This is a genomic window from Curtobacterium sp. L6-1, from assembly GCF_018885305.1.
GTDB lineage: Bacteria > Actinomycetota > Actinomycetes > Actinomycetales > Microbacteriaceae > Curtobacterium > Curtobacterium aetherium.
In genome coordinates, this window is sequence record NZ_CP076544.1 from 2,016,913 (window position 1) to 2,030,618 (window position 13,706).

14 protein-coding genes are annotated in these 13,706 nt (G+C 72.6%); 5 read left to right on the top strand and 9 right to left on the bottom strand.

What is annotated here, in order from left to right:
• Nucleotides 1-91: 91 nt before the first annotated feature.
• Together KM842_RS09170 and KM842_RS09175 are read left to right on the top strand one after the other, a co-directional pair.
• On the top strand, nucleotides 92-706 hold the full coding sequence (locus KM842_RS09170; RefSeq protein ID WP_216257725.1) for a carbonic anhydrase: 615 nt from the start codon (nucleotides 92-94) through the stop codon (nucleotides 704-706).
• A gap of 161 nt (nucleotides 707-867) precedes the next feature.
• Nucleotides 868-2,280 (top strand): class II fumarate hydratase, encoded by a 1,413-nt coding sequence (locus tag KM842_RS09175; protein WP_216257727.1) that lies wholly within the window; start codon nucleotides 868-870, stop codon nucleotides 2,278-2,280.
• A gap of 131 nt (nucleotides 2,281-2,411) precedes the next feature.
• Here KM842_RS09175 and phoH2 read toward each other — a convergent pair whose 3' ends face one another.
• The 3 genes from phoH2 to KM842_RS09190 all read right to left on the bottom strand — a co-directional run bounded on the left by phoH2 (nucleotide 2,412) and on the right by KM842_RS09190 (nucleotide 6,359).
• Nucleotides 2,412-3,686: an RNA 5'-3' helicase PhoH2 gene (gene phoH2, locus KM842_RS09180; protein WP_216262290.1), complete on the bottom strand. Its 1,275-nt coding sequence runs from the start codon at nucleotides 3,684-3,686 to the stop codon at nucleotides 2,412-2,414.
• A 646-nt stretch (nucleotides 3,687-4,332) separates the two neighbouring features.
• On the bottom strand, nucleotides 4,333-5,445 hold the full coding sequence (locus KM842_RS09185) for an aminotransferase class V-fold PLP-dependent enzyme (RefSeq protein WP_216257729.1): 1,113 nt from the start codon (nucleotides 5,443-5,445) through the stop codon (nucleotides 4,333-4,335).
• Between the two features lie 128 nt (nucleotides 5,446-5,573).
• Nucleotides 5,574-6,359, bottom strand: a complete 786-nt coding sequence (locus tag KM842_RS09190) for an isoprenyl transferase (protein WP_216257731.1) — start codon at nucleotides 6,357-6,359, stop codon at nucleotides 5,574-5,576.
• A gap of 75 nt (nucleotides 6,360-6,434) precedes the next feature.
• Between KM842_RS09190 and trhA the strand changes: the two genes are divergently transcribed.
• Nucleotides 6,435-7,142, top strand: coding sequence for a PAQR family membrane homeostasis protein TrhA (gene trhA / locus KM842_RS09195; RefSeq protein WP_216257733.1), 708 nt, complete (start codon nucleotides 6,435-6,437; stop codon nucleotides 7,140-7,142).
• 123 nt (nucleotides 7,143-7,265) lie between these two features.
• Here the strand turns inward: trhA and KM842_RS09200 are convergent, their stop codons facing one another.
• Together KM842_RS09200 and mca are read right to left on the bottom strand one after the other, a co-directional pair.
• Complete coding sequence (locus tag KM842_RS09200) at nucleotides 7,266-7,616, bottom strand: hypothetical protein (protein WP_216257735.1); 351 nt, start codon at nucleotides 7,614-7,616, stop codon at nucleotides 7,266-7,268.
• A complete protein-coding gene (gene mca / locus KM842_RS09205; protein ID WP_216257737.1) occupies nucleotides 7,613-8,503 on the bottom strand; it encodes a mycothiol conjugate amidase Mca in 891 nt (296 codons plus the stop codon). The genes KM842_RS09200 and mca overlap by 4 nt, the downstream gene beginning before the upstream one ends.
• A 103-nt stretch (nucleotides 8,504-8,606) precedes the next feature.
• Here mca and KM842_RS09210 point away from each other — a divergent pair, with 103 nt between their 5' ends.
• Together KM842_RS09210 and greA are read left to right on the top strand one after the other, a co-directional pair.
• The gene (locus tag KM842_RS09210; RefSeq protein ID WP_216257739.1) at nucleotides 8,607-9,167 is read left to right on the top strand and encodes a DUF4307 domain-containing protein; all 561 of its coding nucleotides are present in this window, start codon (nucleotides 8,607-8,609) and stop codon (nucleotides 9,165-9,167) included.
• Nucleotides 9,168-9,269: 102 nt separating this feature from the next.
• The gene (gene greA, locus KM842_RS09215) at nucleotides 9,270-9,758 is read left to right on the top strand and encodes a transcription elongation factor GreA (protein ID WP_216257741.1); all 489 of its coding nucleotides are present in this window, start codon (nucleotides 9,270-9,272) and stop codon (nucleotides 9,756-9,758) included.
• A 94-nt stretch (nucleotides 9,759-9,852) separates the two neighbouring features.
• Here the strand turns inward: greA and KM842_RS09220 are convergent, their stop codons facing one another.
• From KM842_RS09220 to KM842_RS09235, 4 genes are all read right to left on the bottom strand, one after another.
• Complete coding sequence (locus KM842_RS09220; RefSeq protein ID WP_216257743.1) at nucleotides 9,853-10,353, bottom strand: DUF6611 family protein; 501 nt, start codon at nucleotides 10,351-10,353, stop codon at nucleotides 9,853-9,855.
• Nucleotides 10,350-10,844, bottom strand: coding sequence for a hypothetical protein (locus KM842_RS09225; RefSeq protein WP_216257745.1), 495 nt, complete (start codon nucleotides 10,842-10,844; stop codon nucleotides 10,350-10,352). The genes KM842_RS09220 and KM842_RS09225 overlap by 4 nt, the downstream gene beginning before the upstream one ends.
• A 238-nt stretch (nucleotides 10,845-11,082) precedes the next feature.
• Nucleotides 11,083-12,327, bottom strand: a complete 1,245-nt coding sequence (gene ilvA / locus KM842_RS09230) for a threonine ammonia-lyase (RefSeq protein WP_216257747.1) — start codon at nucleotides 12,325-12,327, stop codon at nucleotides 11,083-11,085.
• Nucleotides 12,328-12,373: 46 nt separating this feature from the next.
• Nucleotides 12,374-13,627 carry an AI-2E family transporter gene (locus tag KM842_RS09235; RefSeq protein ID WP_253206064.1) on the bottom strand — a complete coding sequence of 418 codons (1,254 nt, stop codon included), beginning with the start codon at nucleotides 13,625-13,627 and terminating at the stop codon, nucleotides 12,374-12,376.
• Nucleotides 13,628-13,706: the final 79 nt, after the last annotated feature.

The window sequence follows — 13,706 nt, forward strand, 5'->3', positions numbered from 1 at the left end:
CCGAGCACGACGACCACGATCCCGACCAGCGCCACCGCCACGACCGCGACACCCTGATCCGAGAACCCGAACGCCCGAGGAACCACACACGATGACCGACCGCGCAGCATCCACCCCCGCCGACGCCCTCCGAATCCTGGTCGACGGCAACGCCCGCTTCGCCGCGGACAAGCGCCGCACCGGGCGGATCGACCCCGAACGACGCTCGGAACTGCAGGGCTCGCAGGCCCCGTTCGCGACCGTCCTCGGCTGCTCGGACTCGCGGGTGCCGTTCGAGCACGTGTTCGACGCCGGGATCGGTGACGTCTTCGCGATCCGCAACGCGGGCCAGATCGTCGACGACGTCGTGCTCGGGTCGATCGAGTTCGCCGTCGTGGCGCTCGGCACCCCGCTCGTCGTCGTCCTCCGTCACACCAAGTGCGGTGCCGTCGCCGCCGCCCGCTCGGGTGAGCCCGTCCCCGCGCCGCACCTGCAGTCCCTCGTCGACGCGATCGCCCCGAGCGTCGAGCGTGTCCGCGCCACCGACCCCGACGTCGAGCAGGAGTCGGTCGGCGCCGCGCACCTCGAGTCGACGCTGAAGGCGATCCTGGACCGTTCGGGCGCCGTGTCCGACGCCATCGCGGAGGGTAGGTTGGCCGTGGTCGGCGCGACCTACGACCTCACCACGGGAGAGGTCTCGATCGACACCGTCGTCGGTCAGGCCTGATCCTCCGGTGCTGCGTCGCCCGTGGTCCGCCACGGGCGACGCAGCACCGGGAGCACCGCCCGACGACGACCCCGCTCCGGCAGCGACGACCAGCCGGACGGCCACCGACACCGCCGCGACCGCGACCCGGTGTGAGCACCACGAGGAAGGACCACGACGACGTGACCGACACCACCACCCCCGCTGACGGCGAGTTCCGCACCGAGCACGACACGATGGGCGAGGTGCGGGTCCCCGCGTCGGCCCTCTACCGTGCGCAGACGCAGCGGGCCGTGGAGAACTTCCCGATCTCGGGCACCGGCCTCGAGTCGGCGCAGATCGTGGCCCTCGCCCGGATCAAGCGGGCCGCCGCCCTCGTGAACGGCCGCCTGGGCATCCTCGACGACTCGATCGCGCAGGCCATCGCGCAAGCGGCGGACTCGGTGATCGGCGGTGCGCACCACGAGCACTTCCCGGTCGACGTGTACCAGACGGGCAGCGGCACCTCGTCGAACATGAACATGAACGAGGTCCTCGCCACCCTGGCGTCCCGCGTCGCCGACGCCGAGGTCCACCCGAACGACCACGTGAACGCGTCGCAGTCCTCGAACGACGTGTTCCCCACCTCGGTGCACGTCGCCGTGACGGACGCCCTGATCCGGTCGCTCGTGCCGGCGCTCGAGCACCTGGCCGAGTCCCTCGAGCGCAAGGCCACCGAGTGGTCCGGCGCCGTGAAGTCCGGTCGGACGCACCTCATGGACGCGACGCCGGTCACCCTCGGGCAGGAGTTCGGCGGCTACGCGCGCCAGGTCCGCCTGGGCATCGAGCGGGTGCAGGCGACCCTTCCCCGCGTCGCCGAGGTACCGCTCGGGGGCACCGCGGTCGGCACGGGAATCAACACGCCGAAGGGCTTCCCGCAGCAGGTGATCGCCCAGCTCGCCGAGGACACCGGCCTGCCGATCACCGAGGCGCTCGACCACTTCGAGGCCCAGGGTGCACGCGACGCCCTCGTCGAGGCCTCCGGCGCGCTCAAGGTCATCGCCGTGAGCCTCACGAAGATCAACAACGACCTGCGCTGGATGGGCTCCGGTCCGAACACGGGTCTGGGCGAGCTGCACATCCCCGACCTCCAGCCGGGTTCCTCGATCATGCCCGGCAAGGTGAACCCGGTCATCCCGGAGGCCACGCTCATGGTCGCCGCGCGGGTCATCGGCAACGACGCCACGGTCTCGTGGGCCGGCGCGTCCGGGTCGTTCGAGCTCAACGTCGCGATCCCGGTGATGGGCACGGCGCTGCTCGAGTCGATCCGGCTCCTCGCGAACAGCTCGCGGGTGCTCGCCGACAAGACCGTCGACGGACTGCAGGCGAACCTCGAGCGGGCGCGGGCGTTCGCCGAGTCGTCGCCGTCGATCGTGACACCGCTCAACCGCGTCATCGGGTACGAAGCGGCGGCGAAGGTCGCGAAGTACGCCGTCGCCGAGGGGCTCACGGTCCGCGAGGCCGTCGTCGCCCTCGGTCACGTCGAGCGCGGCGAGGTCACCGAGGATCAGCTCGACAGCGCCCTCGACGTCCTGAGCATGACGCGCCCCAACTGACGGACGTGTGCTGCCCGACACGGCTCTCGCGCCCAGCGACACTCCTCGCGCTCGCGAGCGCGAGGAGTGTCGCTCAGACCGAGTCTCGGCACCGGCCGGCCGGCCCGGTCTGGCCGGGCGGCCCGGCCGGCCTACCCGAGGTCGGGCGAGTCGAGCATCTCGGTCACGAGCGCCGCGATCGCCGAGCGCTCCGACCGCGTCAGCGTCACGTGGGCGAACAGCGGGTGCCCCTTGAGCCGCTCGATCACGGACGCGACCCCGTCGTGCCGGCCGACCCGCAGGTTGTCCCGCTGCGCCACGTCGTGGGTCAGGACGACGCGCGAGTTCTGCCCGATCCGGGACAGCATCGTGAGCAGGACGTTGCGTTCGAGGGACTGCGCCTCGTCGACGATGACGAACGCGTCGTGCAGGGAGCGCCCGCGGATGTGCGTGAGCGGCAGGACCTCGAGCATGCCGCGCTCGACGACCTCGTCCAGGACGTTGTCCGACACCAGCGCACCGAGGGTGTCGAACACGGCCTGCGCCCAGGGGTTCATCTTCTCGGAGGCGTCCCCGGGCAGGAATCCGAGCTCCTGCCCGCCGACGGCGTAGAGCGGCCGGAACACCATGATCTTCTTGTGCTGCTGCCGCTCGAGCACGGCCTCGAGGCCGGCGCACAGCGCGAGGGCGGACTTGCCTGTCCCGGCGCTGCCGCCGAGCGAGACGATGCCGATCTCCGGGTCGAGCAGCGCGTCGATCGCGAGGCGCTGTTCGGCGGAGCGGCCGCGGAGGCCGAAGACCTCGCGGTCGCCGCGCACGAGGGACACCGATCCGGCGGTGTGCACGCGGCCGAGCGCCGAGCCCCGCTCGGAGTGGATGACGACGCCGGTGTTGACCGGGACGCCGGCGAGGTCGGCGGTGCGGATCTCCTCGGTCTCGTAGAGGGCGGCGACCTGGTCCCCGGAGACCTGCAGGGTCGTGATGCCCGTGTACCCGGTGTCGACGGCGAGCTCGGCGCGGTACTCCTGGGCCGCGAGGCCGATCGACGCCGCCTTGACCCGGAGCGGCAGGTCCTTCGAGACGACGACCACGTCGAGGCCGTCGTTCGCCAGGTTCGACGCGACCGCGAGGATGCGTGAGTCGTTGTCGCCGAGCTGCAGACCGGAGGGCAGGACGGACTGGTTCGAGTGGTTCAGCTCGACGCGCAGGGACCCGCCGTCGCCGACCGCCACGGGGAAGTCCAGCCGCTCGTGCTCGACCCGCAGTTCGTCGAGGATCCGGAGTGCCTGACGCGCGAAGTACCCGATCTCGGGGTCGTTGCGCTTCGACTCGAGCTCGCTGACGACCACGACGGGCAGGACGACCGCGTGCTCGTCGAACCGGAACAGGGCGCGCGGATCGCTGAGCAGCACGGAGGTGTCCAGCACGTAGGTGCGCTGGGCGACCGGCGTGGACGAGTCCGCGGCCCGGCTGCCGGCAGTGGCGTGCTGCGGCGAGGTGGACGACGTTCCGCGAGAGACGTTCTGAGAGGTCACGACCACTCCATCCCCGGGCCGCGCTCGGCCCGGTCATGTCCTTCGACGCGGCCACTGGAGCGGTCCCGGAGCACCGACCGTGGCCGCTCCGACCGGGCGCGTTGCCCGATGTCGCCAAGCTACGTCCGGCCCCCGACGGGCCGACACCGACACGCTGACCGAGCGGTTACGGTCGCGTGACGGCTCCCTGAACGCGCGAGGCGCGCTCCGCGCGGGCCGGGAGGCCCGCCACCGGCCCGCCACGCGCCTCCCGCCCGTGGGCGGCCCCGCGCTGCGCCCCGCCACGAACACTGCGCCCCGTCGGAACGGGGCGCGACCCGCGTAGCGGGGCGCGGCGTGCCGCGACGTGCGCAGCGCAGCGGGCGCGCCACGCCGCGCGGGCCGCGACGTGCGCAGCGCGCGGCCCCGCGCTGCGCCCTGCCACGAACACCGCGCCCCGTCGGAACGGGGCGCGACCCGCGTAGCGGGGCGCGACGTGCGCAGCACGCAGCACGCAGCGCAGCGCAGCGCGCAGCGCAGCGCAGCGCGAGCCGCTCCGCTACGGCATCGTGGCGTACGAGACGCAGGCGTCGCGGAACATGCCGAGCGTCTCGTCCGTCGTGGACGCGAACGCCGAGACCCGCACCTCGCCGAGACGCGCCGTCGCGGTGACGCCGTGGTTGTGCAGCGCGGCGCTGAGTGCGGTGAGCCGTCCCTGCGCGGGACGGAGCACGACGATGCCGGCTCGCTCCCGAGGGTCCCGGCTCGAGGTGACGGCCAGGCCGAACTCGTCCGCGATCGCCGTGATCCGCTCGACCCGGTCGGCGACGCGCGCCTGCACCGTGCCGACCCCGACGGCCGTGAGGCGTTCGAGCGAGACGGCGAGGCGGGCCTGGGCGACGGGGTCGATCCGCGTCATCGTGAAGGCCGCGGCCCCCGGGCGGACGCTGGGCACCTCGGTCGGCCAGCCCGTCGTGCCGTGTGGTCCGGAGAGCGCCGGCTTGATGCGCTCGAGCGCCCGGTCGCTGAACGACACGAACCCGGTGCCCCACCCGGCGTGCAGCCACTTCTGGCCGCCGGTGGCGACGACGTCCGCCACCTCGTACGGGGCGTCCACGACGCCGAAGCCCTGGATGGCGTCGACGATGAGCAGGCGGTCGCCGATGACCTCGCGCACGGCGGCCAGGTCGACGAGGTAACCGGTGCGCCAGTCGACGAGCGACAGCGCGACCGCGGTGACGTCGTCGGTCAGGCGCTCGCGGATGCGGTCCGCCGTGAGCCACCCGGCACCGGACTCGATGACGACGGGCTGCACCCGCCCGCCGGTGGCCGAGGCGGCGCTGGCCAGGGCGAGCGGCAGCGACGGGTACTCGTCGGCGGCGACGAGGACCCCGCCGGTCAGACCGAAGGCGGTGTGCAGGAGACCGGGCGTGGTGGCGGTCTGCGAGACGACCTGGTCCTCGCGCCGGCGGACGAGGCGGGCGGCGACGGCGCGGACCCGGGCGTCCTGCTCGTCCAGCGTCTCCACGGCGCCGAAGCGCATGCGCTCCTGGATGTGTCCGAGGACGCGCTGTTCCTCGAGGACGGCGGTCTGCACGGGGCCGAAGGCCGCGTGGTCGAGGTAGCCGGGCTCCTCGGCGAAGCCGGCGACGTACTCGTCGATCGTGGTCACGGGGGTGCACCTCTCAGTGGGCAGAACCCTGTGAGCCTACTGGGACCGGAAGAAGCGGTCGAATGCAGTCCGCGGAACGCCAGACCTGCTGCCCAGTCCTGACGGGGCCTCAGCTCCTGTACGGCTGCTCAGCCGCCGAACCGACGGGACCGCAGCCCGAAGTCACGGACCGCGCGGAGGAAGTCGACCTCGCGCAGGTCCGGGTAGAAGGCCTCGACGAAGTAGAACTCGCTGTGCGCGCTCTGCCAGAGCAGGAAGTCCGACAGCCGCTGCTCCCCCGACGTGCGGATCATGAGGTCCGGGTCCGGCTGCCCCTGCGTGTACAGGTGGTCGCCGATGAGCTCGGGGGTGAGGACCTCGGCCAGGGTGTCGAGCGTGCCGCCGCCCTCGCCGTGCGTCCGGACGATGCTCCGCATGGCGTCCGCGATCTCCCGCCGGCCGCCGTAGCCCACCGCCAGGTTGATGTGCAGCCCGGTGTGGTCCGCCGTGCGCTCCTCAGCCTCCTGCAGGGCCGACACGAGCTCCGGGGGCAGGCCGTCGTTGGAACCGACGTGCTGCACCCGCCACGTGCGGTGCTGCGACAGGCTGCGGGCCAGGTCACCGATGATCCCGACGAGCTGCTCGAGCTCCTCGCCACCTCGGCCGGTCAGGTTGTCGGCCGACAACAGGTAGAGCGTGACGACCTGGATGTCGAGGTCCTCGCACCAGGTCAGGAACTCGGGGATCTTCGCCGCGCCGGCTCGGTGACCGTGCGCCGCGGTCTCGAGGCCGAGCTGCCGCGCCCACCGCCGGTTCCCGTCGACGATCATCGCCACGTGCCGGGGCTTCTGCGCACCCTCGATCTCCCGACGGATGCGCTTCTGGTACGCGCGGTAGAGGATCCCGCGTCCCGCCCATCCCAGCTTGCCCGTCACGCGTCGACTGTAGTGCAACCGCCCCTCGGGAGGACTCCCAGCCGCCGTGCCGTCCCCGGGTCGTAGCGTCGGGGCATGCAGTCAGACCAGGAGGCGCCCGCCCTCCCCCACGTGCCCTTCTCGGAGGAGGCCGCGACCAGCCCCGACGCCCCGCGGCCGGCCTGGCGCGGGTGGATACACGCCGGCACGTTCCCGTTCGCCGTCGCGATGGGCATCGTGCTCATCTGCCTGGCGGCCACGCCCGCTGCGAAGGCGGCGAGCGCCGTCTTCATGGCGACCTCGATGGTCATGTTCGGTGTCTCGGCGACCTACCACCGGTTCCCGTGGGGCCCCGTCGTGAAGCGCGTGCTGAAGCGCATCGACCACACGAACATCTTCCTGCTCATCGCCGGCACGTACACGCCGGTGGCCGTCTGCGCGCTGCCGCACACGCTCATGGTGATCGTCCTGTGGGTGATGTGGACCGGCGCCCTGCTCGGTGTCGCGTTCCGCGTCTTCTGGATCAACGCCCCGCGCTGGCTGTACGTCCCGCTCTACCTGGCGCTCGGTTGCGCGGCGTTCCTGATCCTGCCGCAACTGTTCTCGGCGAGTGTCCCGATGACGGTGCTCGTCCTCGCCGGCGGCGTCGCGTACATCCTCGGCGCCGCGGTCTACGGCTTCAAGCGTCCCGACCCGTCGCCGACCTTCTTCGGCTTCCACGAGGTCTTCCACGCCCTCACGGTCGTCGCGTTCGCCGCACAGTGGGCGGGCATCCTCGTCGTCGCCCTCGACCCGGTGCGCTGACGCCGCACGTCGGGCCACCGCGGCCACCGGGACGCGTCCCGGGGCGGCAGACGCTCCCACAGAACCGACGGGAGGCCCGTCACCAGCTGGTGACGGGCCTCCCGTCCGTTCCGTGCCCGGCCGTCAGCCGCGTTCGGTGTCGTCCCCGACGTCGGCCCGGCCGTCCTCGGCCGCCCGCCGCGACGGCTCGTCGGTGACCGGTGCACCTGCGGTCGGTCCGTCTGCGGCGGGAGCGCCTTCGGCCGGTGCGTCTGCACGGTCCCCGGCGACCTCGGCCTCGAGGCGCTCGCGCACCTCGGCCCGGTACCGCGTCCGTCGGATGCGCCGGGTCATGTCGACCACGAGCAGGATCGTCACGACGGCGACGAGCGCGATGGCGACGAAGCCGGCGACGCCCGGGGTGACGTCCACGTCGGGGACGCCGCTCGGGCTCGGGCTGGGGGTGGCGGCCAGTACCGCGGCGATGGTGCTCACGCGTGTGCGTCCTCTTCGGATGGGATCCCTGCGAACAGGTCGGACTCGGGGAGCTCGGTGGGCACACGGGCCTCGACGAGCTGGTAGTCCTCGGTCGGCCAGACCTCGGCGAGCAGGTCGTTCGGCCAGTAGAAGAACGGGCTGTCCGGCGGCACCTGGCTGGCGTGCGCCCGGAGTGCGGCGTCCCGCGCGTCGAAGTACTCGTGCACGTCGACGTGCGTCGTGGCGAGGTCGGGTCGGTCCGCGAACCGGGCGACCCACTCCCCGAGCTGCTCGACGAGCGGGCTCTCCGGGTCGCGCTCGCGCAGGGCGTCGTAGAAGGCCGAGAAGCGCCGGGGGTTCATCGTCCGCTCGTAGTACAGCTTCGACACCGACCAGGCGGGTCCGGCCTGGGGGAACTGCTCCGGGTCGGCTGCGGCGTGCCACGCTGCGACCGAGACCTCGTGCGTCCGGATGTGGTCGGGGTGCGGGTAGCCGCCGTTCTCGTCGTAGGTGACGAGGACGTGCGGCCGGAAGCGCCGGACGACCCGGACGAGCGCCTCGGTGCTGAACGGGAGCGGCACCGTCGCGAAGGTCCCCGGACGGACGGTCTCGCCCTGCTCCGTGTCGGGCAGCCCGGAGTCGTGGTAGCCGAGCCACAGGTGCTCGATGCCCAGGGCTGCCTGTGCCGCGGCCATCTCGGTCCGGCGGAACCCGGCCATGTCGCGGTGCGCCCGGGCCTTCGCGGCGTCCGGCAGCTGCTCGTTGAGGATGTCCCCGGCCTCGCCACCCGTGCACGAGACGACGAGGACCTCGGCGCCGTCGGCCACGTACTTCGCCGAGGTGGCCGCTCCCTTGCTCGACTCGTCGTCGGGGTGGGCGTGCACGGCCAGCAGGCGATGGGGCACGGCGTTCCTCCTGGGCTCAGGGACACGGGGAGACCGGCGCGGAGCCGGTCTGCGGGACGACCGACGCTGGGGCGGCCGACACGGGTGCCGGACGGGCGCGGGCGTGCACGTGCCACACCGGTCGCGGGTGGCGCACGGCGAGCGTGAACTACCCTGGGATCAGGATAATCACCCCGGGAGCCCCGAACTGTCCGATCAGCACCACACCCCAGCAGGCGCGGCCGCAGCAGCCGGTCCCGCGGCGCTCGACGACCGGGCGGCGCCCGACGCGCAGGCCGCGCTCGACGCGCGATACGGCCGGAACGCGGACACCCGCCGTCGCGGGAAGCTGCTGGCCGTCGTCATCGCCGTCGCGATCGCGGTCGTCTTCGCCGTCTGGGTGATCTGGGCGGGCCCCGGCCAGACCGACCACGGGCTGGACACCGACGACGTCGGGTACGAGGTCGTGTCGGACCACAGCGTCGTCGTGCACACCCAGGTCGCCGTCGACCCGGGCACCACCGTCGAGTGCGCGGTGCAGGCGCTGGACAAGTCGTACACGATCGTCGGGTGGCGGGTCGTGACCCTGCCGGCCGAAGAGCAGCGCAGCCGGTCGATCTCGACGCCCGTGAACACCACGACCCGCGCCGTCACCGGGTTGATCCACTCGTGCTGGGTTCCCTAGACTGCTCGGAATCACGATTCGAGACCGGCCGCCGGCCGGTCTCGATTCTTTTGCGCCACACGCCGTGACCGGTCTCGACCGTCACGGCCGAAGGGAAACGACATGAGCAACGACACGCAGGGCACCTGGCTGACCCAGGAGGCGTTCGACCGTCTCACCGCCGAGCTCGAGCAGCTCACCGGCCCGGCCCGCATCGAGATCGCGAGCCGCATCGAAGCCGCTCGTGAAGAGGGCGACCTCAAGGAGAACGGTGGCTACCACGCCGCCAAGGACGAGCAGGGCAAGATCGAGGCCCGCATCCGCTCCCTGACGGAGCTCCTCAAGCACGCCACCGTGACCGAGGCCGAGTTCGACGGCACCGTCGAGCCGGGCACCGTCGTCACCGCCACGATCGCCGGCGACCCGTCGACCTTCCTCGTCGGCAACCGCGAGATCGTCGCCGAGGGCTCGGACCTCACCGTCTACAGCCCGGTCAGCCCGGTCGGTGCCGCGATCGTCGGCCTCCGCGCCGGTGACTCGACGACGTACACGGCACCGAACGGCAAGGAGATCGCCGTCGAGGTGACGAAGGTCGAGCGCTACGAGCCGTAGCGCCAGCCGGGTCGAGCGCTCCGAGCCGTAGCGCCAGCCGGGTCGAGCCAGGCCGCACCGGCCGGGCCGCACCGGCCGCACCGGCCCCGCCCGGTCAGCGTGCCGGCAGCGCGTTCCAGACGTGTGCCCAGGCCGCCTCGAACGCCACGGCGTCCACCCCGCCGGCCCGCAGGGCGTCCTCGTAGGCCGTGAGCGCGTCGACGGAGGCCGCGAACAGGTCCACGTCACCGTGCACCTCCGGCCGGCCGTTGCCGTGGAACGTCGTGACGGTGAGCTGCCGGACGAGCGGACGCAGCCGCCGGGTCGCGCGCAGCAGCAGGACGTGCACCAGCGCGTACAGGCCCAGCCCGACGGCCGCGCCGGCAGCCGGTGCGGACTGCGCCGCGACGGTCACCGCGCCGGCGAGCACCAGTCCGACGAACGGCCAGACCCGCACTGCCCGGAGCAGCATCCCCTCGCGCCGGTCCGTTCCGGGAGCGTGCACGACGAGCGTCCGGGTCGCCCACATCGTGCGACCGACCGGGCGGACGTCGAGCCGACCCCAGCGGTGCGGGCCGTCGACGATCCTGGTGCGCACCGTGCCGACGAGGGTCATCGCGTCGCCCCGGACAGCGGGACGGCCGCCACGACCTCGCGGTGGGTCAGCGCCCGGCGGCACGGGAAGCACACCAGGTCGCCGACCCGCACGTCACCCGGCACGACGACCGCGTCGCTCCCCACCCGGGCGGCGGTGCGCGGCGCCGTGGTCCGTCGGCCGATGAGCCGTGCCTCGTCGAGGACGGCGCAGTCGGGCAGCACGGCGTCGAGCTCCAGCGCGATGCCCGCCGGCGTGCGCTCGACGGCCGTCACCGCGGCGACCGCGACGCTCATCGCCCGCGGTGTCCAGTCGCGGGGCCGGTAGCGGGGCGGTGCCTCCTCGGCCGTGTGCACGCACGGGGTGCCGGCGACCTCGGCGAGGCGGGACATCGACACCGCGCTGACCCGGAGGTCGTCGGTCGTGGGCTCGGTGTGCGCCGGCCAGGCGGTCGCGTCGAGGGGGTCGGGGATCGAGGCGCGGAGCGACGGGAGGATCGCGGTGAGGGTCATGCGGACGAGCCTCACGCCGTGGTCGGCGCTGCGCGACGGTCCTCACGGGTCGCTGACGGCGGGGACCGCGATCCGTGCGCGGCGCTGATGCACCGGCCGGGAGGCCCGTGGCGCGCCCGGTACGGCGGGTGCGTCCGGCGGGGGCGGTGCGTCCGGTGCGTCTTGCGGGCACGGTGCGTCCGGCGGGCGCGTCAGACGCGTGCGGCGGGCGCGTCTGGCGCGTCCGGCGGCCCGCCGGTCAGTGCGTGAGCTGCTCCGGGCGGAAGCCGGCCTCCTGCAGGCGTGCCATGACCTCGTCCGCGTGGTCCGGGCCCCGCGCCTCGATCGAGAGGTCGAGCGCGACCTCGTTGATGACGACGCCCTGGCCGTGCCGGGTGTGCAGGACCTCGACGACGTTCGCACCGGCGTCCGAGATGATCTGCGAGACGCGGGCGAGCTGCCCCGGGCGGTCGGGCAGCATGATCCGGATGCCGATGTAGCGCGAGGCGGCCACGAGACCGCGCGTGATGATCCGCTCCATCATGAGCGGGTCGATGTTCCCCCCGCTGAGGAGCACGACCGTCCGGCCCGTGTCGTGCACGGCACCGGCCATGATCGCGGCGACGCCGACGGCTCCCGCGGCCTCGACCACGAGCTTGGCCCGTTCGAGCAGCACCAGGAGCGCACGGGCGACGTCGTCGTCCGACACCGTCACGATCTCGTCGACCAGGTCACGGATGATCGGGAAGTTCATGTCGCCCGGGCGGGCGACCGCGATGCCGTCCGCGATCGTCGGCGAGGTCGTGATCGTCACCGGCTCGCCCGCCGAGATGGACGACGGGTAGGCGGCGGCGTTCTCGGCCTGCACACCGATGATCCGGATGTCCCGGCCGAGGCGTTCGGCCATGCCCTTCACGGCGATCGCGATGCCGGAGATGACGCCGCCGCCGCCGATCGGCACGACGACGGTGTCGACGTCGGGCACCTGGTCGACGATCTCGAGCCCGAGCGTGCCCTGGCCGGCGATCACGGCGGGGTGGTCGAACGGCGGGATGAAGACCGCACCGGTCCGGGTGGCGAAGTCCTTCGCGGCGGACAGCGCCTCCTCGACAGAGTGGCCGCGCAGGACGACGTCCGCGCCGTACCGCCGGGTGGCCTGCAGCTTGGGCAGCGCGACGCCGACCGGGGTGAAGATCGTCGCCGGGATGCCGAGCTCACGGGCCGCGAACGCCACCCCCTGCGCGTGGTTGCCGGCGCTCGCGGCGACGACACCGGCCTGGCGCTGCTCGGCGGTCAGGGTCGACAGCCGGTTGTAGGCGCCGCGGACCTTGTACGCGCCGGTGCGCTGCAGGTTCTCGCACTTCAGGTGCACCGGGGAGCCGAGCAGGCCCTCGAGGAACTTCGACGTCTCCATCGGCGTCACCCGGGCCACACCGGCGATCGTCTCGCGAGCTGCCTCGATGTCGGCGAGCGTCGGGATCGGGGGTGCGGTCGTGTCGGTCACCGTCCCATCATCGTCGGTCACCGGTCGCTCTGCTGCCACGTGACGCTCAGTTCGTGCTCGCGGTCCCGGGCTCCGCGGACGGCTGGTCGTCGCTGCCCGGAGCCGGGACCTCGTCGCCCACCTGGTGACGCCGTCGTCGGAGCTGGATCCTGCCGTGCTGTCCGCGCTTGGGGGTGGCCTCGAGCACGTGGTCCGAGTCGAGCCCGCGCCACCGTCCGCTCGCGATGGTCGTGACCATGGCGTTCAGGGTGGCGATGAGCGGCACGGCGAAGAACGCGCCCGCGATGCCGGCCAGCCCGGAGGCCGCGGTGACACCGAGCACGACGGCGAGGGGGTGCACCTTCACCGCGTTGCCCATCACGAGCGGCTGGAGGATGTGCCCCTCGATCTGCTGCACGAGCAGCACGACGCCGAGGACGAGCACGGCGGCGAGCGGGCCGTTGAAGATGAGCGCGACGAACACCGCCAGGAAGCCGGTCACGATCGCACCGACGACGGGGATGAAAGCGCCGAGGAAGACGATCGCGGCGATCGGGATGACGAGGGGCATGCCGCCGAAGAACAGGCCGACGATGAACGCGCCGAGGCCGATGCCGACCGCGTCGACGAACGCGACGAAGATCTGCACGCGGATGAAGCTCGTCAGCGTGATCCAGCCCGCGACGCCCGCACCGTCGACGGTGGCCCGGGCCTTGCGCGGGAAGAGCCGCACGGTCCAGCGCCAGACGTTCTTGCCGTCGATGAGCAGGAAGATCGTGGTGAACAGGATGATGAAGAGCGCCTCGAACACGTGCGTCGCGCTCGATCCGGCACTCGCGACGCCCGACAGGATCGTGCCGGAGTTGTCCTGCACCCACTTCGTCGCCTCGTCGAGCCAGGTGTTGACGTCTCGCTGAGAGATCCCGAATCCGGAGTTGAGCACGAACTCGCGCACGTTGCCGTACTGGGACACCGTGCGGTCCCGCAGCGAGGGGTACGAGGCGATGATCTGGTCGATGACGAGCCAGAGCAGACCCGCCACCGCGGCCAGTCCGCCGAGCAGGCTGAGCACGACGGCGAGCCACTTCGGGACGTGGTGCCGCTGGAGCCAGTTCGAGACCGGCACGAGCAGCGCGGAGATCACGATGCCGATGAGGAAGGGGATGAGGATGTCGCTGAACACCGTCATCAGCCAGACGAACAGCGCGATGACGCCCGCGACGACGAGCACCCGCCACGAGAACGCCCCCGCGATCCGCATGCCGAGCGGTACCGAGTCCTCGACCACCGGGTCGGGATGAGTCTTCTTGCCCCAAGCCATGCGGCAACTGTATCCACGGCCCGCCGGGCAGGTGCCGGGGGCGGCATGTGTCCTGCTCCGTCCGCTGTCGGTTGCGCTC